Origin of the sequence: Pseudomonas fluorescens (assembly GCF_001307155.1) — a bacterium.
Classification (GTDB): Bacteria; Pseudomonadota; Gammaproteobacteria; order Pseudomonadales; family Pseudomonadaceae; genus Aquipseudomonas; species Aquipseudomonas helvetica.
In genome coordinates, this window is sequence record NZ_CP012830.1 from 325,466 (window position 1) to 348,063 (window position 22,598).

At 58.4% G+C, this 22,598-nt stretch carries 23 protein-coding genes, 4 tRNA genes and 1 pseudogene; 6 read left to right on the forward strand and 22 right to left on the reverse strand.

Features of this window, described 5'->3' with window-relative positions; all coding sequences use genetic code 11:
• Positions 1 to 42: 42 nt before the first annotated feature.
• Positions 43 to 420, forward strand: a complete 378-nt coding sequence (locus tag AO353_RS01520) for a DUF6124 family protein (protein ID WP_054593372.1) — start codon at positions 43 to 45, stop codon at positions 418 to 420.
• A 189-nt stretch (positions 421 to 609) separates the two neighbouring features.
• Here AO353_RS01520 and AO353_RS01525 read toward each other — a convergent pair whose 3' ends face one another.
• The 4 genes from AO353_RS01525 to AO353_RS01540 form a co-directional block, all read right to left on the reverse strand.
• Entirely contained in the window at positions 610 to 1,374 is a 765-nt protein-coding gene (locus AO353_RS01525; protein WP_019689330.1) for an ABC transporter ATP-binding protein, read from the reverse strand.
• A gap of 103 nt (positions 1,375 to 1,477) precedes the next feature.
• Positions 1,478 to 2,188 carry an ABC transporter permease gene (locus AO353_RS01530; protein ID WP_054593373.1) on the reverse strand — a complete coding sequence of 237 codons (711 nt, stop codon included), beginning with the start codon at positions 2,186 to 2,188 and terminating at the stop codon, positions 1,478 to 1,480.
• On the reverse strand, positions 2,185 to 2,913 hold the full coding sequence (locus AO353_RS01535) for an ABC transporter permease (RefSeq protein ID WP_054593374.1): 729 nt from the start codon (positions 2,911 to 2,913) through the stop codon (positions 2,185 to 2,187). The genes AO353_RS01530 and AO353_RS01535 overlap by 4 nt, the downstream gene beginning before the upstream one ends.
• Positions 2,914 to 2,970: 57 nt before the next feature.
• A complete protein-coding gene (locus tag AO353_RS01540; RefSeq protein ID WP_054593375.1) occupies positions 2,971 to 3,750 on the reverse strand; it encodes a transporter substrate-binding domain-containing protein in 780 nt (259 codons plus the stop codon).
• Positions 3,751 to 4,725: 975 nt separating this feature from the next.
• On the opposite strand from AO353_RS01540, the gene AO353_RS01545 reads away from it, so the two are divergent.
• Genes AO353_RS01545 through AO353_RS01555 form a run of 3 tightly spaced genes read left to right on the forward strand, consistent with a single transcriptional unit; the run spans position 4,726 to position 7,005 of the window.
• The gene (locus AO353_RS01545; RefSeq protein ID WP_054593376.1) at positions 4,726 to 5,967 is read left to right on the forward strand and encodes a type II and III secretion system protein family protein; all 1,242 of its coding nucleotides are present in this window, start codon (positions 4,726 to 4,728) and stop codon (positions 5,965 to 5,967) included.
• Positions 5,968 to 6,002: 35 nt separating this feature from the next.
• Positions 6,003 to 6,713 (forward strand): tetratricopeptide repeat protein, encoded by a 711-nt coding sequence (locus AO353_RS01550; protein WP_054593377.1) that lies wholly within the window; start codon positions 6,003 to 6,005, stop codon positions 6,711 to 6,713.
• Between the two features lie 19 nt (positions 6,714 to 6,732).
• Positions 6,733 to 7,005: a DUF3613 domain-containing protein gene (locus tag AO353_RS01555; RefSeq protein WP_054593378.1), complete on the forward strand. Its 273-nt coding sequence runs from the start codon at positions 6,733 to 6,735 to the stop codon at positions 7,003 to 7,005.
• Between the two features lie 195 nt (positions 7,006 to 7,200).
• Here AO353_RS01555 and AO353_RS01560 read toward each other — a convergent pair whose 3' ends face one another.
• The 12 genes from AO353_RS01560 to AO353_RS01615 form a co-directional block, all read right to left on the reverse strand.
• Positions 7,201 to 8,163, reverse strand: coding sequence for a type II secretion system F family protein (locus AO353_RS01560; RefSeq protein WP_054593379.1), 963 nt, complete (start codon positions 8,161 to 8,163; stop codon positions 7,201 to 7,203).
• Positions 8,164 to 8,192: 29 nt separating this feature from the next.
• Entirely contained in the window at positions 8,193 to 9,179 is a 987-nt protein-coding gene (locus AO353_RS01565) for a type II secretion system F family protein (RefSeq protein WP_054593380.1), read from the reverse strand.
• Complete coding sequence (locus AO353_RS01570; RefSeq protein ID WP_054593381.1) at positions 9,176 to 10,618, reverse strand: CpaF family protein; 1,443 nt, start codon at positions 10,616 to 10,618, stop codon at positions 9,176 to 9,178. The genes AO353_RS01565 and AO353_RS01570 overlap by 4 nt, the downstream gene beginning before the upstream one ends.
• A gap of 3 nt (positions 10,619 to 10,621) precedes the next feature.
• The gene (locus tag AO353_RS01575; protein ID WP_054593382.1) at positions 10,622 to 11,845 is read right to left on the reverse strand and encodes an AAA family ATPase; all 1,224 of its coding nucleotides are present in this window, start codon (positions 11,843 to 11,845) and stop codon (positions 10,622 to 10,624) included.
• A complete protein-coding gene (locus AO353_RS01580; RefSeq protein WP_054593383.1) occupies positions 11,839 to 12,333 on the reverse strand; it encodes a TadE/TadG family type IV pilus assembly protein in 495 nt (164 codons plus the stop codon). The genes AO353_RS01575 and AO353_RS01580 overlap by 7 nt, the downstream gene beginning before the upstream one ends.
• A complete protein-coding gene (locus tag AO353_RS01585) occupies positions 12,333 to 12,812 on the reverse strand; it encodes a TadE/TadG family type IV pilus assembly protein (RefSeq protein WP_054593384.1) in 480 nt (159 codons plus the stop codon). The genes AO353_RS01580 and AO353_RS01585 overlap by 1 nt, the downstream gene beginning before the upstream one ends.
• Before the next feature lie 8 nt (positions 12,813 to 12,820).
• On the reverse strand, positions 12,821 to 14,167 hold the full coding sequence (locus AO353_RS01590; protein ID WP_054598152.1) for a TadE/TadG family type IV pilus assembly protein: 1,347 nt from the start codon (positions 14,165 to 14,167) through the stop codon (positions 12,821 to 12,823).
• A 67-nt stretch (positions 14,168 to 14,234) separates the two neighbouring features.
• The gene (gene cpaB / locus AO353_RS01595) at positions 14,235 to 15,056 is read right to left on the reverse strand and encodes a Flp pilus assembly protein CpaB (RefSeq protein ID WP_054593385.1); all 822 of its coding nucleotides are present in this window, start codon (positions 15,054 to 15,056) and stop codon (positions 14,235 to 14,237) included.
• 15 nt (positions 15,057 to 15,071) lie between these two features.
• Complete coding sequence (locus tag AO353_RS01600; protein WP_054593386.1) at positions 15,072 to 16,403, reverse strand: hypothetical protein; 1,332 nt, start codon at positions 16,401 to 16,403, stop codon at positions 15,072 to 15,074.
• 2 nt (positions 16,404 to 16,405) lie between these two features.
• The gene (locus AO353_RS01605) at positions 16,406 to 16,936 is read right to left on the reverse strand and encodes an A24 family peptidase (RefSeq protein ID WP_054593387.1); all 531 of its coding nucleotides are present in this window, start codon (positions 16,934 to 16,936) and stop codon (positions 16,406 to 16,408) included.
• Between the two features lie 27 nt (positions 16,937 to 16,963).
• The gene (locus AO353_RS01610; RefSeq protein ID WP_054593388.1) at positions 16,964 to 17,161 is read right to left on the reverse strand and encodes a Flp family type IVb pilin; all 198 of its coding nucleotides are present in this window, start codon (positions 17,159 to 17,161) and stop codon (positions 16,964 to 16,966) included.
• Positions 17,162 to 17,319: 158 nt separating this feature from the next.
• The gene (locus AO353_RS01615; RefSeq protein WP_054593389.1) at positions 17,320 to 17,517 is read right to left on the reverse strand and encodes a Flp family type IVb pilin; all 198 of its coding nucleotides are present in this window, start codon (positions 17,515 to 17,517) and stop codon (positions 17,320 to 17,322) included.
• A 432-nt stretch (positions 17,518 to 17,949) separates the two neighbouring features.
• On the opposite strand from AO353_RS01615, the gene AO353_RS01620 reads away from it, so the two are divergent.
• Positions 17,950 to 18,816: a helix-turn-helix transcriptional regulator gene (locus tag AO353_RS01620; protein WP_054593390.1), complete on the forward strand. Its 867-nt coding sequence runs from the start codon at positions 17,950 to 17,952 to the stop codon at positions 18,814 to 18,816.
• Between the two features lie 59 nt (positions 18,817 to 18,875).
• On the opposite strand, the gene AO353_RS01625 is transcribed toward AO353_RS01620, so the two are convergent.
• The 4 genes from AO353_RS01625 to AO353_RS01640 all read right to left on the reverse strand — a co-directional run bounded on the left by AO353_RS01625 (position 18,876) and on the right by AO353_RS01640 (position 19,287).
• A tRNA-Gly gene (locus tag AO353_RS01625) sits at positions 18,876 to 18,951 on the reverse strand.
• 2 nt (positions 18,952 to 18,953) lie between these two features.
• Positions 18,954 to 19,029: transfer RNA gene (locus AO353_RS01630), tRNA-Glu, on the reverse strand.
• Positions 19,030 to 19,133: 104 nt separating this feature from the next.
• A tRNA-Gly gene (locus AO353_RS01635) sits at positions 19,134 to 19,209 on the reverse strand.
• Between the two features lie 2 nt (positions 19,210 to 19,211).
• Positions 19,212 to 19,287: transfer RNA gene (locus AO353_RS01640), tRNA-Glu, on the reverse strand.
• Between the two features lie 370 nt (positions 19,288 to 19,657).
• Here AO353_RS01640 and AO353_RS01645 point away from each other — a divergent pair.
• Entirely contained in the window at positions 19,658 to 20,416 is a 759-nt protein-coding gene (locus AO353_RS01645; RefSeq protein WP_054593391.1) for a hypothetical protein, read from the forward strand.
• Between the two features lie 159 nt (positions 20,417 to 20,575).
• Here AO353_RS01645 and AO353_RS32000 read toward each other — a convergent pair whose 3' ends face one another.
• A complete protein-coding gene (locus AO353_RS32000) occupies positions 20,576 to 21,457 on the reverse strand; it encodes a methyl-accepting chemotaxis protein (RefSeq protein WP_371917849.1) in 882 nt (293 codons plus the stop codon).
• Positions 21,437 to 22,585: pseudogene (locus tag AO353_RS32005) on the reverse strand (HAMP domain-containing protein); the annotation flags it as partial. The pseudogene AO353_RS32005 and the gene AO353_RS32000, both read right to left, overlap by 21 nt.
• Positions 22,586 to 22,598 lie beyond the last annotated feature (13 nt).

The window sequence follows — 22,598 nt, forward strand, 5'->3', positions numbered from 1 at the left end:
GCACTCGCAGGCCCAATGACTTTCTATGGATGGACCTGACACATGAAAAAAACCACCTCGCACTCTCCAGAATCCCCAGATGCTCCACCAACCGACACCGTCGATCTGTCCACGTGTTCCAAAAGCACTCCACGCCTTGTCAGCGCCCGTCCACGTAATCCAGACCGCCCCACCCCAATCAGCCACATCTTCACCATCGTCCCGAATATCGACACCGAATCTCTGCTCTGTCATGCCAGTGAAACCCTCGCCTCCCTGAACGTCATGACCACCGACCTTGCCGGGGAACTGGAAGGCTCGCGCCGCAACGTAGCGTTGGCCATTCAGCAACTGGCGGTGCTGGGCGAGTTGTTGATCAATCGAGCGCTAGACAATCTGGACTTACCCGAAGGCATGCTTGAAGTTCCATTAATCAAATAACGCTAAATGAGGGATGGTCCTGACCCTCTTCGACGGGCGCTTGATTCTGTCGATGTGAATCGTGCCTGCTCAGAGGCGTCCCCCCCTGTAGGAGCAAGGCTTGCCCGCGATGAACGATAATGCGGTTTATCTGGTGGACCGCATTGTGCCCATCGCGGGCAAGCCTTGCTCCTACAAGGGCCGGGGGCGTTACTTGAGGTTGCCGCTGAGGAACTGCTTCAGGCGTTCGCTCTTCGGATTGCCCAGCACGTCTTCAGGCGCGCCCTCTTCCTCTACCCGCCCCTGATGCAGGAACAGCACCTGATTCGAGACTTTGCGGGCAAAGCTCATTTCGTGGGTCACCATGATCATGGTCCGACCTTCTTCGGCCAGGCCCTGGATCACTTTGAGCACTTCGCCCACCAGTTCCGGGTCCAGCGCCGAAGTCGGTTCGTCGAACAGCATGACTTCCGGCTCCATCGCCAGTGCGCGGGCAATCGCTACCCGCTGCTGCTGACCGCCGGACAGGAACGCCGGGTACTGATCCGCCACGCGGGCCGGCAGGCCGACCTTGTCCAGATAACGCCGGGCGCGATCTTCGGCGTCCTTCTTGCTGACTCCCAGCACCCGGCGCGGGGCCATGGTGATGTTTTCCAGCACGGTCATGTGGCCCCACAGGTTGAAGTGCTGGAACACCATCGCCAGACGGGTGCGCAGTCGTTGCAGCTCGGCATCGTCGGCCACGTGCATGCCATGGTGATCCTTGACCATCCGGATCTGCTTGCCGTCCAGGCTCATCGCGCCGTCGTTGGGCGTTTCGAGAAAGTTGATGCAGCGCAGAAAGGTGCTTTTGCCCGAGCCGCTGGCGCCGATCAGGCTGATCACGTCACCGGTTTTGGCTTTCAGGGAAACGCCCTTGAGCACTTCGTGGCTACCGTAGCTCTTGTGTAGTTCTTCAACAGTCAATTTGTACATGTGCGCAAGCATCCTCTAAGGGAAAATGGGTCGCCGCTGCGTAGACGTCGCAAGCGGCGACAAAGCCCGTGGCCCGATGAGTGGCCGTACAGAGCGCTAAGTCCTAGTGAGCCGGGCCCAGAAAAGCCAGCCAGCGACGTTCGGCAATGCGGAACAGTCCGACCAGCGCAAAGGTCACCAGAAGGTAGATCAGCGCGGTAATGCCGAACGACTGAAAGGTCAGGAAGGTCGCCGAGTTGGCATCCCGCGCCACTTTCAAAATGTCCGGGACGGTGGCGGTGAAGGCCACGGTGGTCGAGTGCAGCATCAGGATCACTTCGTTGCTGTAGTACGGCAACGAGCGACGCAGGGCCGACGGCATGATCACGTAGGCATACAACTTCCAACCCGTCAGACCGTAGGCTTTGGCGGCTTCGACTTCACCGTGGTTCATGCTGCGAATCGCCCCGGCGAAAATCTCCGTGGTGTAGGCGCAGGTGTTCAGGGCAAAGGCTAAGATGGTGCAGTTCATCGCATCGCGAAAGAACGCGTCGAGCAGCGGCTGCGCACGGACCGCGGCCAGGCTGTAGATCCCGGTGTAGCAAATCAGCAGCTGGATATACAGCGGCGTGCCGCGAAACAGGTAGGTGTAGAACTGCACCGGCCAGCGTACGTAAAGTTTGTTGGAAACCCGGGCAATCGACAGTGGAACCGACACCAGGAAACCGATGAAGATCGAGGCGCTGAGCAGCCACAGCGTCATGGCCAGGCCGGTGATGTGGTAACCGTCGCTATAGAGGAACGGTTTCCAGTAGTCCTGCAGTAATTCGATCATCGTACAGCCTCCCGGGAACCTGCCGCGTAATGCCGTTCGAGCCAGCGCAGGACATAGTTCGATGCGCTGGTGATCACCAGATAGATCAGCGCCGCCAACACCAGAAAAAAGAACAGTTGATAGGAGCTTTTACCGGCGTCCTGAGCAGCCTTGACCAGGTCCGCCAGGCCGATGATCGACACCAGTGCGGTGGCCTTGAGGATCACCATCCAGTTATTGCCGATGCCCGGCAGGGCGAAGCGCATCATTTGCGGGAACACCACGAAGCGAAAGCGCTGGGCACGGCTCAAGCCATAGGCCGTGGCGGCTTCCATCTGTCCGCGGGGCACAGCGAGGATCGCGCCGCGAAAGGTCTCGGTGAAGTACGCGCCGTAGATGAAACCCAGGGTGATGATCCCGGCGGCGAATGGATTGATCTCGATGTATTCCCAGCCCAGCGCCTCGGTGAAACTGGTCAACCAGGTTTGCAGGCTGTAGAAAATCAGCAGCATCAGCACCAGGTCCGGCACCCCGCGAATCAGCGTGGTGTAGAGCTGGGCCGGAATTCGCAACAGTTTGACGCTGGAGAGTTTGGCACTGGCGCCGATCAGGCCGAGCAGAACGCTCAACAACAGCGACAGTATCGATAGCTTGACGGTCATCCAGGAGCCTTCCAGCAACAGAGGGCCGAACCCCTTCAAGCTGAATCCGGAGAGCCCGAGTGTCTGCAAAAGTGCTTCGAACATAATTCAGGAACCTATCGCGATAAAAAAGCGCCCGTCCCGAGGACGGGCACCGGGGCCTTACTTGCCGCTGTAGAGACTCAAATCACCGAAGTGTTTCTTCTGGATCGAGTCGTAGGTGCCGTCATCGTGGATCGCCTTGATGCCTTTATCGAGAAGGGCCTTGAGCTCGGTGTTGCCTTTGGCGATACCCACCGCTGTTTTAGCGGGCAACAACTCGCTGTCGATCGGCTGGCTGACCTCGTAATCAGCCCCTTGCGGAGACTTCAAAAAGCTCAGCTTGGCTTGCAGCATGTCCTGGATCGTGGCGTCGAGGCGACCGGACATCAAGTCCGCGTAAACCTGGTCCTGGTTGGCGTAGGCCTTGGTTTCTACCCCGGCTTTGTCCAGTACGGCCTTGGCGTAGGCTTCCTGGATGGTGCCTTGCTCGTAGCCGACTTTTTTACCCTTGAGCGAGGCTACGTCAGAAACGCTGGAGCCTTTCTTGTAGACCAGAGCGGTCGGGCCGGAGAACAGCTCGCTGGAGAAGTCGATGACTTTCTCACGGGCCGGAGTCACGGTCATGGAAGAGATTACGCCGTCGAATTTGTTGGCCTTGAGGCCTGGAATCGTGCCGTCGAAATCGCTCTCGACCCATTTGCACTTGACCTTCAGCTCGGCGCAGATCGCGTTGCCCAGATCGATGTCGAAGCCCACCAGGCTGCCGTCGGCCGCTTTGGACTCGAACGGAGCGTAGGAAGGATCAACGCCAAAACGCAGCTCTTTGTACTCTTTGGCCGTGGCTACGCCTGCGGCCATGCACAGTGTCAAAGCAGAAAGGGTCAGCAATGTTCTTTTCATTATTATCAATTCCTAAAACCACTACGGGCGCTTGTGGCGCATGGGTGCTGCTACTGGAATGCGTGTGACGCTGTAAACCTGAACCTCAAGTACGTGCTTTAAAGCCATCTTGTGCGTCAGCACCTTCGGGTACCTCTTACGCACACACACTTACTTGTACATACAAGCATATGCAATCAACCAGCCAACTCGCTGAACGGCCGCTGAAGAAAACTTTTTAAGCAACAGGAAGGCGTCTGGAACGGGCCTTTGGCAATGATCAAAAAAATCTTGAGGGTGGCCGAGCCGCTTTTGTGAATGTTACCGGAGCCACGTTTTTGCGTCGTATTGGTGCACCCGGTAACAATTTGAAAGGGCACATTGCGTGTGGAAATACCCCGTCATGGGGCCAACTCGCGGGTGAGAGCACAACTCGAAAAACAGCAACGCGCCCACATTCGCACAGAAGTTTTTCTTCTAAACAATGGCGCTTTGCCTCGGTTGAACTACCTTCAAGCAAAGAGCAAATCATACGGTTTCGAGTTGTCCACGTTTTGTTCAGTGATCAGATAGCGAATTGGCAAAAGGAGATACCTCACTATGATCCTGGCTGGCGTTTTTCTGCTTTGTGGCCTGATTGCCAGTTGTTTTTTGGGGGAACCACGTCGGCTGACAGCCCTGTTTATAGCCACTGTTGCTGTCGAGCCCGTGCATATCGCTCCGGTCGGTAGCCTGTGCGAACCAAACAAGGTTGGCAAAAAACCTCGAGTGTCCCGAGCCCAGGTATCTGGATCACTAACGACAGTTTTAGCGCAGGTAGCTCGCAGGTCAGTCAGACCCGTGTATTGCACCTGCTCGCGCGCAGCACCCAGCAATATTGCCAGGACCACTAATGGTTAGTGGTCTGGTGAAGTGGAGGGCCGGCCCGGGCGCCTTGAAGCGATCCAGGGTAACCAGGTTAGCCCGCAGATGGCCTATTCAGCGAGGATGCACTTAATGAGCTATCGTACCGTGCCCGCTTTCAAACGAATTATCCATGGCCTGTTGTGGATGGGCCTTGGTGTGGATGCGGCTCAGGCCGCGGCGAACAATTGCTCGCAACTGGCCAGTCTGCCCGCCGTGTTCGAGGTCGGCCAAGGGCTTCAGGATGAGTTGCGCATGCCAGTCCCGATCAAGCAACTGGCAGTGGGCGACCCGAAGGTTGCCGACGTGCAAACCAGCAGTAGCAACTCCTTCATCCTCACGGGTGTAGCTCCCGGCGCCACCAGCCTGATGGTCTGGACCGCCTGCTCGCCCACGCCGCGCCAAAGCATGGTGTTCGTCAAAGGCAGGGCTACCGCAGCGCTGACCAGCGTGTCGACGGTGCCTTCTGCAGACCCGCTGTTGCCGAGCCAGGTGCAGACCGATATTCGCTTCGTCGAAGTCAGCCGCACCAAGTTGAAAGAGGCCAGCACGTCGATCTTCGGCAAGAGCGGCAATTTTCTGTTCGGCTCGCCGGGCTCTGTACCCGGGGTGACCGTAACCCCCGGCCACATTGGTAATCTGGCGCCAAACATCCCGCTCAATAACGACACGTTCAATATCGGCTTTGGCGGCGGCAATGTGCTGGGGATGATCAATGCGCTGGAAGGCAGTGGCTTTGCCTATACCCTGGCGCGGCCGAGCCTTGTAGCACTCAGCGGACAAAGTGCGAGCTTCCTGGCCGGTGGTGAAGTGCCGATCCCGGTGCCCAGCTCAGGCAGCGACAACATCTCCATCGAGTACAAGGAATTCGGTGTCCGCCTGACCCTGACCCCGACCATCATCGACAAAGGACGCATTGCCCTGAAGGTGGCACCCGAGGTCAGCGAGCTGGACTTCACCAAGGCCATACAGATCGCCGGCACCGTGGTCCCGGCATTTACCGTGCGCCGTACCGATACCAGCATTTCCCTGGCCGATGGCGAAAGCTTCGTCATCAGCGGCCTGATCAGCACCAGCAACAGCTCCCAGGTGAACAAGTTTCCAGGACTGGGCGATATCCCGATTCTCGGCGCGTTCTTTCGCAATAACAGCATCAACCGTGAAGAGCGCGAGCTGCTGATGATCGTCACCCCGCACCTGGTTCAACCGTTGGCAGTCAACGCAAAACTGCCGTCATTGCCAGGTGAGCAACTGCGCAATTACGACCCGAACTTCTACCGTATGTACTTCCTCGACAACGGTGACTTCGACAGCCGCATGGGGCTCTCGCAATGAGCCTGGTTCAAGGTGTTGTAACCAGAGGACACTCAATGAAAGCGGTCATAGCAATAGCGGCGACGGTGATGCTCGCAGGGTGTGCCACCAATGGCCTGTCTTCGCGACCGAGTAGTTGCTCGAGCCCAAGCTCCGATCAGCAGTTGTCGCTGAACCTGGCCGACGACATGACCAACGATAGCCGTTTGTACGCCAGCTTGGCGAATCTGGAAGGGCTGCCTGATGACCTGCCGCAGGTTCGCCTGCGCAAGGCTCGAGTACTGCGCCTGCTGGGCCGTAACGAGGCCGAACCGTTGTACAAGAGTCTGCTCGGTACATGCCTGGCCGCTGAAGGCGAGCACGGTCTGGGCCAGTTGGCCGTGGCCAGAAATGATAATGCGGCCGCGGTCGATCACCTGGAACGTGCGATGAGGATGGCCCCTACCGACGACAAAATCCGCAATGACCTGGGGGTCGTCTACCTCAACCAGCGTCGGCCCAATGAGGCACGCTTTCAGTTTATGACCGCCATGGAACTCAAGCCGTCGGACTCGCTGGCGGCACTCAATTTGGTGACGCTGCTGATCTATCAGGACAACTGGAAGCAGGCTGCCGAACTCGCAAACCGCGCCAGCCTGAGCCCCAAGCAAGTCTCGGATGCTCAAGCTCGCGCGGAAAGACTCAAGGCCCCGGCCAAAAAAGTGGTGGCTACCGAGGGTAAAGGCATGACAGAGGTAGTCAATGCCTCAGCCAATGCGATCAAGTAGACAAGACGAGGAGTCGCAAATGAATACCAAGAGGCTGTTGATAGTGTGCATGGCTTGCCTGTCCACGACCGCCTGGGCTATTGAGCCTGGGCCCTCTTCGGTGCCGCAACAAGGCACGGAACAATGGATGCAACTACAGATTCGCGGCGTCGTGGCGTCCCCTCGACTGCAGAGCGTTTCGGCCACCGAACGTGACCTTTCCATGCAACGCTGGCTGGATAGCTTCACCCACCCGATTCCTGAACATTTTGACCAGAAGGCAGCGGGTAGCATGAGCAACGGCGGCAAATGAGCCACGTCAGTGGGCGATCAGCCTCTGGCGTAGTCCAGCGTTACCTGGCAAGAACGTCGGGGCCAAGAACGTGCGTGGTTAAACGAATAAAAGGATAAAAGTGGATCAGGCGCCGGGCCTGATCCACTTTGTATTTGCTCCACCCTCTGCTCCGACAGGAGCCGCCATCCTGCTTGGCAGCCCCCCTCGCTTATCTCACCCGAACGCTTTGAGCACCCCGATCAACGCCGGTCCAATAGCGACCAGGAAGAAGCTCGGCCACAGACAGAAGATCAGTGGGAATATCAGCTTGGTACCAATCTTCGCCCCCATCTCCTCGGCTGCCTGCGTACGCCGGTCGCGAAACTCATCGGCATAGATGCGCAGGGTATCGGCCACGCTCGTACCGAAGCGGATACTCTGCCCCAACAGGCTGACCAACCCTTGCACGTCTTCCAGTCCAGTGCGCACGGCCAGTTGCTTGAGCGCCTCGGTACTGGTGATGCCGGCACGGATTTGCGCATTGACCAACGCCAGTTCCTCCGCCAGTTCGACCTGACTGACCGCCATCTCGTCAGCCACCCGCTCGATGGTCGTAGGCAAGGCCAGCCCCGATTCCACGCAGACCACCATCAGATCCAGGGCATCCGGAAACGCGACACGCAGCCGGGTCTGACGCAGCTGTTTGCGCTTGCCGACATACATTGCTGGCAACAGCCAACCGACAGCAGCCGCCATGAGCACCAGCAGCAGGCCCAGGGTCAGAGAAATACCGGGAATCAGCGGCAACACCAGCAGCGAAATGCCAACCAATATCAGCGGCAACAACAAGCGCACCGCCCAGTACATCTGCACTGCTGAAGACGAGCGGTACCCCGCGTGCATCAACAACAGCTGGGTTTCGGACGCCTTAGCCGTTTCGGTAGAGCCAAAACGCTGGCCGACCCGCTCCAGCAACAGTTGCAGATTACCCGGCGCGTCTGGCCCCCCTGCACTCCCGTAATGCCCCCGCTTGATCAGCGCAAGGCGACGTTGCATCGGGTCCTGAAGCCCCAACACCAGCAATACCACGGTGGCGACAGCGAGCACCGTACTCACCCCTATCGCACTGACGAACAACAGGCGCGCCAGCGCCTCATTACCCGTCACCCGACTCAACAACCCGAGCAAATAGTCCATGACCTGCACCTCCACGTAGCGAATACCGCTTAAACCTGAATCCGGATGATTTTGCGGATCCAGACAATCCCGACCAGCATCGCGCAGAAAGCCCCGATGATCAGCTTGTGGCCGAGTGGATCATTGGTCAGCACAGGCAGGTAGCTCGGGGATGTGATCAGGATCACCGCCGCCAGCACGAAAGGAATGGCCACCAGCACCCAGGCCGACATCCGCCCTTCGGCCGATAGAGTCTTGACCTTGCGTTGAAAGCGGAAGCGCCCCCGGATCAAGCGACTTAAACGCTCCAGTACCTCGGTCAGATTGCCGCCGGTCTCGCGATGGATGAGGATCGACGTCACCAGCATCATCACCGTCATGCTCGGCATGCGCTCCAACAGGCCGAGCATGGCCCGGCGCACATCATTGCCATAGTTGATATCGGCGAAGGTCAGACCAAACTCATGCGCCACTGGCCCCTTGTGCTCTTCGGCGACCAGACGCAGGGTTTCGTTGAACGGATGCCCGGCGCGCAACGCCCGGCACATGGCATCCAGCGCATCCGGCAAACCCTCCTCAAACTCGGCAAAGCGTTTGTTGCGGTCACGGAGGATTTTCAGCAGCGGCAGCCAAGCCACCGCAAAGGCCACCGCCAACGCCATCCACCAGAGTGACGAGAGCAAGAAGACCAGGGCTCCTGCACCAACTCCCATGGCGATCCCGAGGAACAGCACCCGATAAGCCCGATATTCGTGTCCGGACTGCTCGATCAGTTGTGTCAGGCTCGCCATAAATGGAAGTTGCTCAAGCAAGGCCTCCAGTGGCGACAAGCGTGTCAGGTACTTTTGCCGCAGTACCGTCTGCATATTGGGCAGATTGTTGGCTTTTTCCAGCACATGCAGGCGGCCGCGAATGCGCTTGCGCATCTTGCCCGCCTCACCGAACACCGGCACCACCACGCCCTGGGAAAGAAGGAAGACGGCGATAAACACCATGCCGAGAAAGACCAGAATGAATTCACCGGATATATGGTTCATGACTGCCGTGCCTCCATCCATTCAGGCCTGAACAAGTTCAGTGGCAACTCGATGCCACGTTTGGCCAACACGTCGCGAAAGGCCGGGATCATGCCGCTGGGCCGATAATCGCCGAGCACTTCACCCTGTTCGCCCATGCCACTGCGTGCAAACGAGAAAATCTCGGTCATGGTGATGATCTCGCCTTCCATGCCGTTGATTTCCTGCACACTGACCAGGCGCCGCTTGCCGTCCTCCTGACGTTCCAGCTGGATCACCACATCAATGGCCGAAGCAATTTGCTGACGCATGGCCTTGATCGGGAAAGTCGCACCGGTCATCGACACCATGTTCTCGATTCGCCCCAATGCATCGCGCGCGGTATTGGCGTGGATCGTGGTCAACGAACCGTCGTGGCCGGTGTTCATCGCCGTTAGCATGTCCAGCGCTTCAGCGCCACGGACTTCGCCGATCACAATGCGGTCGGGGCGCATCCGCAAACTGTTGCGCACCAATTCGCGCTGGCTCACCTCTCCACGCCCCTCGATGTTCGAAGGACGGGTTTCCAGACGCACCACATGCGGCTGCTGCAGTTGCAGTTCGGCCGAGTCTTCAATGGTGACGATTCGTTCATTTTGCGGAATGAAACTGGACAGCACATTGAGCATGGTGGTCTTGCCGCTGCCGGTACCGCCGGAGATCAATACGTTCAAGCGTCCACGAACAATCGCCTTGAGCAGCAAAGCAATGGCCGGGGTCAAGGTACCGACCTGGATCAGGCTATCGGTATTGAGCAGGTCCACCGCAAAACGGCGGATCGACACGCTCGGCCCGTCGATGGCCAGCGGTGGAATAATCGCGTTGACCCGTGAACCGTCCTTGAGCCGGGCGTCCACCAACGGTGAGGACTCATCGATGCGCCGCCCCAGACTGGAAACGATGCGGTCGATGATGTTCAGCAAATGCTGATCGTCACGAAAGCGCACATCGGTCCTCTGCAGCTTGCCAAAGCGTTCGACATACACCGAGGCAGAGCCGTTGACCAGAATGTCAGACACGGTGTGATCCGCCAGTAACGGCTCCAGCGGGCCAAGGCCCAGCACCTCATCGGTGATCTGCTTGATGATCAACTGACGGCTGACCGAACTCACGGGAGCTGAATGCTCATCCAGCAAGCGCTGGCAAATCTCGCGAATCTGCCGCGTGGCCTCGGCCTGCTCAAGGGAATCGAGCAAGGACAGGTCCATGACCTTGAGCAACTGCTGGTAGATTTTTTCCCGCCACTCAGCTTCCACCGGGGTGACCTGGCTTCGGGTTTCGTAAATAACGTCCGGAACCGAACGTTCCCACGCCATCAACTCCTCTGCCGGGTCCAGCAAGTCGTCACCCGGTTGCCCAAGCGACGATGCGGCGGGTTTACCGGACTGTTTGCGCAAGCGGTTACGAAAGTCGCTGATCATGGGTTATCCCCCGAAAAAACGGTTGAAGGCACGTTTGAACAAGCCTTTGTTCCCGGTCATCTGCTTACCGACCAACGCCTCGGACATCTGCCGTACGGCGACGCTGATCGGAGCCCGCGGTGCTTGCACCCCCAACGGCACACCAGAGTTCTGACTCTGGCTGACCAGGTTGAAGTCGTTGGGTAATTTCAACAGGTTCGCGCAGCGTAGCGCCTCGCCGATATCCTTGAGGCTGATCGCTGCCGACTTGTCATAGCGGTTGACCACCACCTGCAATTGATCCCCGCGCACGCCCAGGTCTTCGCGAAGAATCCGCGTCAGCGAGCTGGCATCCCGAAGATGGCTGACACTCTGCTGCACCACGACGTACACCCGGTCTGCCTGCTCCAGCACGGAGCCTGTGAGGTGGTCGATTTGCCGTGGCAGATCGACCACCACCCAGTCATAACTGGCGCGGGCCAACTGCAACAGGGCATCGAGTTGCTCGGGCTGGGCATCCTGCGGCAGACACAACTCACCGGCCCGCCCACCCAGCACATGCAAGGTCGGGCTGAAGTGGCTGCAAAAACCGCGTAGCGCAACGCTGTCCATGTCTTCGACCTGCTGCAACACCTCCAGATGGCTGTGCGACTGCGCCACATCGAGGTAATGCGTCACGCTGCCAAATTGCAGGTCCATGTCCAAAAGCAGGGTATTGCCGCCCTTGACGCTAAGCTGGTGAGCCAGGTTGCAGGCCAGCAAGGTACTGCCGGAGCCGCCCTTGGCACCCATCACGGCAATCAGCTTCCCTTCTGCCCCACTGTTGACCCGGACCTCTGTGACCAGACGACTCAAGGCTGAAACCAGTTCTGTCTCGGCTATCGGTTCCGGCAGGACATCACGGGCGCCGGCCTGCATCGCCAGGCGCATGGCGTCCTGCTCGTTCAACAGGCCACACACCAGCAGCGGCGGACGCTCATGGGCCGGATGCTGTAACAGTGCCGCCAGCTCCTCACGCCACAGATGGCTGACACGCACCAATAACAGATCGGGCATCCGCTCCAGACCATAGAGCGGGTCGACATGCCCATTACTCACCAGGCGCGTGCTCACCTCCAGGCTCGGCATCCGCTGGCAAACGCTTTGCAGATCACGCAGTGCCGTAGCATCACGGCTGCTGATCAGCAATCGCAGCCCGGGCTTGCCGGTCGTCGCGGTGCTTAACGATGTTTCCTTTATATTCAGCATGGGGTGACCTCCCCTGACTCGGAATGATGCCCAAGGCTTTCGCGTGGCAAGGTTGCCCTGAAGGTAGGCAACGTAATGGGCACGCCAAACCCGGGGATAAACAGATTGAATACGTAGCTTTGCAGGCTCACCCGGACATAACGGATGGCACGGAACCCGGTGGCGCTGACGGTGTCGGTGGGGTTGCTCACCAGCGCACCGTTCGCGTCCAGGTAAGTCAGCGTCAGGTTGCCAGTGCCCAGATTGGTGATCAGCTGGCTGGTGCCGGTGTTGCCCGCGGGATTAAAGATCGCCCGCTGCAACACAACCGGATCGCTGATGTTGCACACCGCCGCCAAACGCGCACCGCGCCGCGCGGATTCATCGAGGGCATTGACCGTGAAGTACAGGCGGCCCATTTCCAGCACGCCGAACAACAGGACGAACACCAGCAAGCCGATGAAGGCGAACTCCACCACATAGACGCCGCGCATGTGTTTGCGATTCATCACAGAACCCTCATGACAGTCGTGGCGACCAGCGGAATGCTCAGTGCAATCGAGTTTGCAAAAAGCCCGGTAATCGACCCGGTACAGGTGCTTGCACCAATCACCGGGCAGAAGGTATAGGTGATGGTGACCTGCACATGGTCGGTGCCCACGGCGGAGACCGCGACGTTACCGGTCGTCAACCCTGACACCACAGGCGTCCCGGTGTTGGCAGGCACGCCATAGACCGCGACGTTTTTCGTCTGGGTCTGCAGCGTGCTGCTTAGAGCGACAGTCCCGAGCGTCGAGTTCCACGCCTGGCTGGCGACGTAACGGCCGGCATCACGACTGGCCTGTAACAGGGTGTTGTACTGAAAGAGCATGCGGCCAAACTCGCCGAGGGCCAGCAACAGCAGCAGCATCAACGGCAGGACGATGGTGAATTCCACCAATGCCATGCCTTGCTGGCCCTGCGGTTGTTTCAACGCGTGAAGTCTCATGACGCCTCCTACGAGTCAGTGCTCGGAGTGCCGCTGCCATTGATATAGGTTTTGTAGAGCTGAATGATCCGTGGACCGGCATCACCTGAAGGATTGGGGCCGGGCACGTTGTCGCCTGTACACTCCTGCACGAACTGCCCGAAGATCTGCGCTACAGTCCCACCGACGCCGGCCGGCTGCACCACGAAATAGCAGCCAAAACCCAGGACTGGAATCGAAGTGGCGCCATTGTTTTTCCCGCTGCAGTCGCCAATCACGATTTTCAGCATCCGTCGCTCAAAGACCCCACCGCTCTGGCAGCCACTGCCCGAGCCGGCAACACACCCGGCGGAACTCGCCAGCCAGTCGTTGTAGTCCAGGAGCGCCGTACCGCCGGCGGAAAGATTGCCATTGTTCGATGTGACGGGCTGGCCCTGGTACTCCGCCCGTGGCGGCGTGCTTGAGCTGTTCCAGGTGATCTGCGGCGAGTTGTAGCTAACGATCAGGTCTGGCGGATAATCCGCGGCTCTGAGCCCTCCACTGTACTGGCCGAAACGGGTGTTCAAACCTTGGGACACCGGGCCGACCTGGTTGCCCGGTTGGGTCGTGACATTTTGCCCGACGCTGCGGCACACCGAGCCGCCTCCGGCCAGATCCTGCCTGATCGTGCTGCCACCCGAACCAAAATCGAGCAGTTGAAAGTTGCCTGGGCCAATCGGGGACGTATTTCCGGCGCCCGATTTCAAATCCTGCAAATCGCCAAAGTGGTAGCCCCAGAACACCCCGGCGCTCGGGTTGTATTGAGTCGGATCCCCACAGATCATCAATGGTGCGAGATCACAGGGGCTGGTGGGGCTGGGGCCGGCAGTGGCCATCGCCGCCACCGCCTTGTTGCCCAGGCCGGCAGTGCCCAACGACTGGACGAAACTCCAGAAAAACCCGGTCAGGCGATAGCTCGGCACCGTCACCCGAACGTAAGTGGCATCCGCCGGCCCTGGGTAGGAGAACGGTCCGTAAACGTTGTTGGCCAGTTCCACCACCGCGAAAGTGCCCGTGCTGCTGGCGATGGCCGTTGCCAGCTCGGTGTTGCCGGTGGCATTCGCATTGAGCGTCAGCGTATTCAGTGCGGCAGTGCGCGTTGTACTGGCAATACTGGTACCGCCGGTGACCTGACTCAGGGTTTTTGCGCCACTCAGGGCGGCGGCGTCCACCGCATTTTGCAGGCGGGTCTTGTTCAGCAGCATGTGGCTGCCATCCAGCGCCAATGCCGCCATCATGGTAATCGCCGCCAACGCGATCACCATCAGTACGGTCACCGATCCCCGCTGGCGCCTTGGCGTTACCGGAAACGGCCGTTGAATTCGAGAATTCATGATCAAGCCCTCATTTGCCAATACGGACCCGAATCGGCTCCGCCACTACCTTGCTACCCATTGCGCCTTGTCAGCGCACATTGACGACATGGGATTCGATGCCACGAATAACGGTGACAGCCCCGCCGTTACCGCTGCTACGGTGTACCACGCGTCTTGGCGCCGTTTCGGTGGCCATGGCAATGGTCTGCGTAACAGGCGCAGCGGGTGCTACAGGTGCGGGGGTTGGTTTTTTCGTGAGGTTCAGCGGGTTGCGCAGGGCCAGTTGCAACTTCCCTTCGGTCTGCGCGGTGACCAGGGCTTCCGCCTCGGTAGTGGTCATTTCCAGTGTCACGGCACGCACCACCACTGGCTGCGTCTTGTCGGTGCCTGCGGTCTGATCCACCGCCAACACACGCAAGTTTTCGAGGATGGTCCGCGACACGGCGTTGTTGTTGCTGCCGTTGGTTTGCTTGGTTGCCAGCACATCGACCCGGTTACCCGGCAACAGGAACCCGCCGACCCCGACCACATCATCCACCCGTACCGAAATGGCGCGTTTGTCGGGAGCAATCAAAGAGGCCAGGGTGCTGCCACCCAAGTGTTCACTGAGGCGCGCACCCCGCACGATGTCGCCGCGCAGGATGTCGAACGTGGCGATCTTGCCCACCGCCTTGTCGCTGGAATCGAAGGCATCGTCCGGGATCGTATCCATGGGCATGCGCACAGTCGTGACCTGCTGGGCCTCGACCATCTGCCCGAATGGAATCTCGACCGTGGCGACTACCACGCTTCGAAGGTGATCATCCGGGCTGGCATTGAGCCGCGCGCTTAGCCAGGAATTGGCCATCCATGCGGCGCCGAGGCCCATGACCAACGAAATACCAATCAGCGTTGCAGTACGAGAGCTCATGTCTGTATCTCCTACTCAGAGGAAGTCAAGCTGGACAAAGTAGTTGTGCCAGGCCCATTCCAGTTCCTGCGGCGACAGTGGCCCGGACCCGCCCAGGTAACGCTGACGATCCAGCGCCATGTTCAGGAGATCGCGGGGGTGGCAAGGCACCAGGGGCGTGCCTTCAATGGCGTAAAGTTTCTGCAGTACAAAGCGCATCAGCAGCGGGTCATGACGAATACCCAGACGCTCGGACTCCTGCTGCCAGATCCGTTCGTACTCGTCGGGCTTCAGGTAACCGAATTGCAGCTTGTAGCCAATCCGGCGAAGGAAGGCCTCATCGGCCAACTCCAGGGGATTGAGGTTGGTGGAGAACACCAGAATCAGATCGAACGGCAGCTCGCAATGCCGCCCGCCGCCCAGGTTGAGGAAGTCGCGCTTCTCTTCCATCGGGACGATCCAGCGATTCAGCAGCTCGGCGGGCGGCATGCGCTGGCGCCCCATGTCGTCGATGATGAACAGGCCATTGCTGGCCTTGAGCTGCAAGGCGGCCTGGTACTGACGGGTAAAGGGGTCATACCGGATGTCCAGCTGTTCCATGCTCAACTCACCGCCGGTAATGACGATCGGGCGTTTGCAGCACAGCAGCCGACGGTCGATCCCTTCGTTGAGCATCAAATTGTTCTGTGGACTGCCATCATCCAGCCGCTGGTGTACCTGCGGGTCATAGATCTCGATTACCGACTCGTTGATCGCTATGGCATGGGGCACCCAGATGGCCTCGGCGAACAGGCGAATCAGCCGACTGCTGACATAGGTCTTGCCAGTCCCGGCGGGGCCATAAATCATGATCGCGCGCCCGGAGTTCAGCGCCACGCCCAGCTGATCGAGCATCCCTTCCGTGAGCACCACGCCGTTAAGCGCCGTGCGCATATCGTGCGCACCGATGCGTCCATGGTGAATGGTCTGAAGCTTGAGCAGGGAACGGTAGGCACTCACCGGGAACGGTGCCGCGCCGATATAGCCGCTACGTGACAGGGCATCGCGGGCCGCACTGCGTCCACGGTCAGTCAGGCCATAGCGCAGCGAGCCACCTGCCATTTGCGCGCCCATCTGCCCAAGCACTTCGACACGACCATCCTTGCGCAGAAACGCCAGGACCTCCTCCATTACAGCGCCGGTCAGTGCCAGGCGCTCTACCAGCCGCGGCATATCCAGCACACCGGCGTCGTACAAATGCTTGCACACCAACTCGCCGAGGAAACTGTCCGTCAACCCCGTCTCGCTGATAGTGCACGGTTGGGGAGCCAGACGCTGCACCGCTTCTCGCTCATTGTGGCAGGCATCACTTTCGAGAATGACGTGCATGGCTAACCTCCCAACCCACTGGCAAAGAGTTGCCAGTAAACGGCGTTTAAAGTACCGAGCAAAATGGCAACCGAATAAGGGAAAGGCTTGCCGGCCACCTCGTCTGAAGTCGGCGCCAGATAAGACTGCGCCTTCAAAATCAGCCAATAGCGCCCCAGGGTCTGTAACAACTGACCGCGAACCAGCACTATCAGGAAACCGCACACGCCACCGGCGATCAGGCTGAAAAAGGCAGCCCACAACGCGTAATGAAACGGTAGGAAACTGCCGACCATGGCCATCAACTTGACGTCACCGGCGGCCATGCCACCCAAGGCGTACATGGGCAGAAACAGTGCAAAACAGATCAGGATGCCCAACAGGCCGTCTCCCAATCCGCTGACTCCCCCCGAGTACGTCTGAGCGACCAATCCCAAGGCAAGTCCCAACAGAATCAGCAAATTGGGAATACGGTGGCGAAGCAGATCGCTCACCACCGCCACGCCCAGAAGTCCTATCAGTAAAACAGTCGATACCATCAGTTCCGTGGACATGGCGTGCCTCCCTACTGGGAATTATTGTTATGGGCACGCAGTGCCACCATTAACCGCAGTGCACAGCGCTGTGATTTTGGCATTCACTTGGCCGCCAAGAGTCACGAACGCTGCGGCGACAGCCACCGTAATCAACCCGCCCGCCACCGCGTATTCCACAATGGTCAGGCCATCCTCATCTTTGACGAATTTCAGTACCGAAATTTTGATTGTTTGCAGTGTCATTTTGCTCACCTCACTCCAGCTGCCATACCGCTCAGAACGTACATTGGTAGAAACAGCGCGATGTCCATTAAAGAAGATGCCCGGTAGCCCTAATCAGCAAAATTGAGGCAACCAATTGCTCCATGGACATCGCCGCGTTCCCCCACCGGGAATCATCGTTATGGGCAAGCAGTACCGCCGTTAACCGCGGTGCACAGCGCCTTGATTTGGGTATTCACATGGGTTCCAAGGGTAAGGAACGCTGCGGCGACAGCCACCGTAATCAGCCCACCGGCCACTGCGTATTCCACAATGGTCAGACCGTCTTCATCTTTGGCGAACTTCAGTACCGAAGCCTTGATAGTTTGCAGAGTCATTTTGCCCACCTCACTCGAATGTTGTTCTTCCGGGGAGCAGCACTTTTTGCACTGCTTGTAGCTACCTTAGTCAGGGCATCCCCAAGGGGGTTAGGAGGATTTTGCGCATCGCTAGGACTTTTTTGCGGGCACGGCCAACGAGTGGGTAGTGGGTGTCTGCAGAAGGAAAAGAAGGGAAAGAAAAGGCTCTAAACAAGGAACGGCGGGCAAAGGCCATTGCCCATGATTCACAAGCGACGAACGGTTGATCGCAAATCCGCCGCCAACGCGCCAATAAATAACCACCCGACACTGACTGACAAGCAAACCATAGAGCGCATAGAACTAAATTCGGGTTTTCTTATCAGGATTTAGTCTGCAAAGCGATATCACATTGACAATACTACTCAGCGGATAGAGGCACGAAGAACCTCAGAAGCCAGAGCTAAACACATGACGTCAAACGTGATCAGGAAACCATCACTACTCTGGTTCGATCGGACCCACGATCGGTCCACCCCGGAACTCATGGCGCAGTTCGAGCACGCCTGCGACTGCAAACTGGCGAAAGGCTCCACATTTTCCAGCGGGATGCAGGCCGACATGATCTGCATCCATTTTGATCGCCCCGACACACCCGGCCTGAGGATGCTGCTGGAGATCAAACGCACCGCACCGGCCATTCCGATCACCATGTTCACCGTGCAGCACTCCGAAGAGCTGGCCGTATGGGCGATGCGTTCCTGTGTCTGGGAATACATGGTGCTGCCCCTTTCCGCCGCCGAAAAGAATCGCTACCTGACGGCTGTCATTCAGTTGCACGAGCTACGCCGCAATGTTCGCGACCAACGCAAGACGATGCAGATCGACCACTCCCCGACCCTTCCGGGCAGTATCCGGATGACGCCGGAACACCAAAAACACCAGGCGTTGAGCAATGTGCTGCTGTACATCGATCAGCACTTTCGGGACAACATCGATCAGCGGGATGTGGCCAAACGCTGCGGCATGACCACCTTTCGCTTCAGCCGCCTGTTCAAGGAAGCCTACGGACTCGGCTTCATGGATTACATCCTGAACAAACGCATGAGTTTTGCGAAGGAATTGCTCGGTAACAGCCAGATGCCTATCACCAGCATCGGCTATGAAGCCGGTTTCAAGGACCCCTCCTACTTCGCTCGTGCCTTCAAGCATTTCGCCAACTGCACACCCAGCGAATATCGCTTGGCGCACCAGCAGCTTAGAGCGTCGGTGGTTGCAGAGCTGGATGAAACAACCGCTGAAGTGCTGGATAACCTGATCCATAGCCTGGGAGGCTGAGATATTTTTATAACGCGCACACAAAAACGCCGCTCAGTGAGCGGCGTTTTTGTTAAATATGGAGCGGGAAACGAGACTCGAACTCGCGACCCCGACCTTGGCAAGGTCGTGCTCTACCAACTGAGCTATTCCCGCAATGGCGTCCCCTAGGGGACTCGAACCCCTGTTACCGCCGTGAAAGGGCGGTGTCCTAGGCCACTAGACGAAGGGGACACGCTACCCGGAACACATGGTGTGTGTTTCGGTGTCCAGACCCGCATCCGAAGACTTGGTTCTGGTTTCACTCAGCCCTGCCCGAAAGCAAAGCCGTTTAAAATTGGAGCGGGAAACGAGACTCGAACTCGCGACCCCGACCTTGGCAAGGTCGTGCTCTACCAACTGAGCTATTCCCGCATTGGCGTCCCCTAGGGGACTCGAACCCCTGTTACCGCCGTGAAAGGGCGGTGTCCTAGGCCACTAGACGAAGGGGACACACGTACAACATTCACTCCCTACCGCGTTTCGCTGTGTGCTTTCCGCTGTAAGTGGCGCGCATTCTATGGATGGATTGAGGGGTCGTCAACCCCCAACTATAAATTTATTTAAATCAATGACTTCGCCCCCCTTTAAGGGGCAATTCCGGGTTTTCGTCCGACCGGGGTTTGACGCCTATATTCTGTCACTCGCCAAGGCGCTATAGTCCTCTCCAGCAGATGATGGCAATGTGCACCCACCCACACATTGCCTATATAGACAGCGCAAAGGCTCGATCCAACTCGTCGCGCCACCCTATGCGCCCCCAGGCTTAGCCACTACACTCGCACGCAAACCCTATAAAGAGGTCTTCACGGTGACACCACTCATGATCACCCTGCTAGTAATAGTCGGGATCGCAATATTGATCGCCATTGGCTACATGAACCATGTGGTGGAAAACAATAAACTGGAAAAGGCCCGCACCAAGGTCGAACTCAATGATCGATTGCGCCGCTGTGGCGAAATCACCGAGACCTTCCCTGGCCAGCTGATGACTCCGGCGCTCAAGCTGCTGCTGACGCGACTGGAACTCAACGTCTGCCAACGCCTGCTCAATCTGGATAAAACCAATTCGACGGCCAAAGCCCGCATCGAGGAACTGCGTGCACTGGTCGCACGAGGTGAATCGATTCCGGTCAACAACCCACCGGCACCGATCCAGACTGAAGCCAAGGCCAAGGACGTACGCTTTTTGCTTGAAGCCTTGCATGGCCAGATCACTCGCGCAGCACAGGACGGTTTCCTGCCAACCAACGAAGCCAAGCGCTGGATTCGTGAAGTTCGCCACATCCTGGTATTGCTGCACATCGAGTTCTTCAACAACCTCGGTCAACATGCACTGCAGCAGGAACAACCCGGGCAAGCCCGCCTGGCGTTCGAACGTGGCGTGCAGTACTTGCGTAAACAGCAAGACCCGCAGGTTTACAGCGAGCAGTTGCAGTACCTGGAAAAACTGTTGGCGCGTGCCAACTCCATGGTGCTGACCAACATTGCACCGGTGGAAGGCGAAGTTAACGAGTTGACCGAAGGCCTCAAGGACGTGGAAGCCGACGCAGACTGGAAGAAGAAAGCTATCTACGACTGATAGTGGTAACACCCGTGGCGAGGGAGCTTGCTCCCGCTGGGTCGCGAAGCGACCCTCCCCCTTCGCTTAGTTCAGTCAGACCGCAAGTACCGCTGTACAACTGCTGCACCCGAGCACGGACCGTGCTGACGGGAGCACAAGCTCCCTCGCCACACACGCTTACAACCTGAAATGCCCCACCATCCCCTTCAGCTCAACCCCCAATTGCGCCAGTTCGATACTCGACGTGGCATTGCCTTGCATGGCCACCGAGGATTGATCGGCACTGGCACGGATGCTGGTCACGCTGCGATTGATCTCTTCGGCAACCGAACTCTGTTGTTCGGCCGCTGCAGCGATCTGCTGGTTCATCTGCTGAATCAGCGAGACCGCCGCAGCGATACTGCCCAGCGCACTCTCGGTCTGTAGCGCATCACTGACGGCGAGCTTGACCAACTCACCGCTGCTCTGTATTTGCTGCACCGACGCCTGCGCAGCTGAACGCAAGGCACTCACCAGACGTTCGATTTCTTCTGTGGATTGCTGGGTACGCTTGGCCAGGGCCCGGACTTCATCGGCAACCACGGCAAAGCCCCTGCCCTGCTCACCCGCTCGCGCTGCCTCGATGGCCGCATTGAGTGCCAGCAGGTTGGTCTGCTCGGCAACGCTCTTGATCACGCTGAGGACAGTGCCAATGTTCTGGATTTCCGCACTGAGGCTTTCGATGCTGGAGCTGGCCGACGTCGCCGAGTCAGCCAGTTGCTCGATGCGCTGCATACTCTGACGCACGACCTGCTGACCGGTTTCGACCTTGCCGTCTGCCGTCTGCGCTGCCAGTGCAGCTTCCTCGGCATTGCGCGCAACGTCATGCACGGTCGCGGTCATCTGATTCATCGCGGTGGCAACTTGCTCGGTCTCTTCTTTCTGGCTGCTGACTTCCAGGTTGGTCTGCTCGGTCACCGCCGAGAGCGATTGCGCGGAATTCGCAAGCTGCTCGATACCCGCCTGCAAGCCGCTGACAATGCTGCTCAACCCCGCGCCCATTTGCTGCATGGCCTGCATCAACTGGCCGATTTCATCACGTCGCGTCACCTGCACGGTCGCGCTCAGATCGCCCGCCGCAATTTTCTGGGCGACGAGAATCACACTGCGCAGTGGCGCAACGATCAAGCGAGTAATCACCCACGCGGCGATCAGCCCGACCAGCAACGCAAGCGCCGAGGACGCAATGATCAACACCGAATTCTTCTTCAGTTCTGCCTGCATCGACTGGTCCTCGGCCGCGTAAGCCTGGTCGACCCGCTGCACCACTTCGGCGGCGCGCTCATGCAACTGCTGATAGACCTTTTTCTCCTGACTCAGCAGTCCCGTGTACTCGGCAAGTTTTTCGCTGAAACTGGCGATATGCCCGGCCACTTCGTTGAGCACTGTCTGGTAGCCCGCATCCTTGACCGCGCTCTTCAATGCCTCAACCTGGGTCAATGCCTGGTCGGCCTGTTCAATCTTGCCTTGCTCGGCACTTTCATCACTGGCCTTGCGGCTTTGATCCAGGCGCACTCGCGCCTCATTCATGGCCTGCAACATCAGCCTCGATACCTGACTGACCTGATTGGCCTGCTCGATAAACTCAGCGCCCTCCTTGCCTTGCGTATCCTTGAGCGCATAAGCACCATCGTCGGCAAGGCCAGCCTGCAGCACATCAAGGTTATTGGCCACGCTGGACACCGACCAACTGGCCATTTCCAGCGCCAGTTCCTTGGACTGGGTCAGTTCGACGAATTCATCGAAGGCTTTGCGGTAAGCCCCCAGCGACTGCTCGACATCATTCATCACCGGAACGTTAGCTGCCGACTGAGCCTTGAGTTGCGTTGCGAGGGCGACCAACGCGTCAACACCCTTGTGCAAGGCATCGACGGTTTTCGGATCACTATGCAAGGCGTATTCCTGCTCAAGCAAACGCACCTTGAGCAGGCCACTGTTGAGCGACGACATCTGCTTGAGCCCGTCGAAGCGCTGGCTGATGGTTTGCAAGGACCAGACGCCGATAGCGGCCACCACGGCCGTCAACATCAGGACCAGAATAAAACCGACACCCAGTTTTTTTGCCATACCGAGGTTGGCAAAACGTCCTTGCACGGCCGAAATCATTGCTCGTAACCCCCTTCCCATACTCAATGGCAACACGACCATTTTCTGTTGTTGC

What these genes read in the sequence shown, in the direction of transcription:
- AO353_RS01520 (WP_054593372.1), top strand. Translation starts at nt 43, where the DNA reads ATGAAAAAAACCACCTCGCACTCTCCAGAATCCCCAGATGCTCCACCA.
- AO353_RS01525 (WP_019689330.1), bottom strand. Translation starts at nt 1,374, where the DNA reads ATGTACAAATTGACTGTTGAAGAACTACACAAGAGCTACGGTAGCCAC.
- AO353_RS01530 (WP_054593373.1), bottom strand. Translation starts at nt 2,188, where the DNA reads ATGATCGAATTACTGCAGGACTACTGGAAACCGTTCCTCTATAGCGAC.
- AO353_RS01535 (WP_054593374.1), bottom strand. Translation starts at nt 2,913, where the DNA reads ATGTTCGAAGCACTTTTGCAGACACTCGGGCTCTCCGGATTCAGCTTG.
- AO353_RS01540 (WP_054593375.1), bottom strand. Translation starts at nt 3,750, where the DNA reads ATGAAAAGAACATTGCTGACCCTTTCTGCTTTGACACTGTGCATGGCC.
- AO353_RS01545 (WP_054593376.1), top strand. Translation starts at nt 4,726, where the DNA reads ATGAGCTATCGTACCGTGCCCGCTTTCAAACGAATTATCCATGGCCTG.
- AO353_RS01550 (WP_054593377.1), top strand. Translation starts at nt 6,003, where the DNA reads ATGAAAGCGGTCATAGCAATAGCGGCGACGGTGATGCTCGCAGGGTGT.
- AO353_RS01555 (WP_054593378.1), top strand. Translation starts at nt 6,733, where the DNA reads ATGAATACCAAGAGGCTGTTGATAGTGTGCATGGCTTGCCTGTCCACG.
- AO353_RS01560 (WP_054593379.1), bottom strand. Translation starts at nt 8,163, where the DNA reads ATGGACTATTTGCTCGGGTTGTTGAGTCGGGTGACGGGTAATGAGGCG.
- AO353_RS01565 (WP_054593380.1), bottom strand. Translation starts at nt 9,179, where the DNA reads ATGAACCATATATCCGGTGAATTCATTCTGGTCTTTCTCGGCATGGTG.
- AO353_RS01570 (WP_054593381.1), bottom strand. Translation starts at nt 10,618, where the DNA reads ATGATCAGCGACTTTCGTAACCGCTTGCGCAAACAGTCCGGTAAACCC.
- AO353_RS01575 (WP_054593382.1), bottom strand. Translation starts at nt 11,845, where the DNA reads ATGCTGAATATAAAGGAAACATCGTTAAGCACCGCGACGACCGGCAAG.
- AO353_RS01580 (WP_054593383.1), bottom strand. Translation starts at nt 12,333, where the DNA reads ATGAATCGCAAACACATGCGCGGCGTCTATGTGGTGGAGTTCGCCTTC.
- AO353_RS01585 (WP_054593384.1), bottom strand. Translation starts at nt 12,812, where the DNA reads ATGAGACTTCACGCGTTGAAACAACCGCAGGGCCAGCAAGGCATGGCA.
- cpaB (WP_054593385.1), bottom strand. Translation starts at nt 15,056, where the DNA reads ATGAGCTCTCGTACTGCAACGCTGATTGGTATTTCGTTGGTCATGGGC.
- AO353_RS01600 (WP_054593386.1), bottom strand. Translation starts at nt 16,403, where the DNA reads ATGCACGTCATTCTCGAAAGTGATGCCTGCCACAATGAGCGAGAAGCG.
- AO353_RS01605 (WP_054593387.1), bottom strand. Translation starts at nt 16,936, where the DNA reads ATGTCCACGGAACTGATGGTATCGACTGTTTTACTGATAGGACTTCTG.
- AO353_RS01610 (WP_054593388.1), bottom strand. Translation starts at nt 17,161, where the DNA reads ATGACACTGCAAACAATCAAAATTTCGGTACTGAAATTCGTCAAAGAT.
- AO353_RS01615 (WP_054593389.1), bottom strand. Translation starts at nt 17,517, where the DNA reads ATGACTCTGCAAACTATCAAGGCTTCGGTACTGAAGTTCGCCAAAGAT.
- AO353_RS01620 (WP_054593390.1), top strand. Translation starts at nt 17,950, where the DNA reads ATGACGTCAAACGTGATCAGGAAACCATCACTACTCTGGTTCGATCGG.
- AO353_RS01645 (WP_054593391.1), top strand. Translation starts at nt 19,658, where the DNA reads ATGATCACCCTGCTAGTAATAGTCGGGATCGCAATATTGATCGCCATT.
- AO353_RS32000 (WP_371917849.1), bottom strand. Translation starts at nt 21,457, where the DNA reads ATGCAGGCCATGCAGCAAATGGGCGCGGGGTTGAGCAGCATTGTCAGC.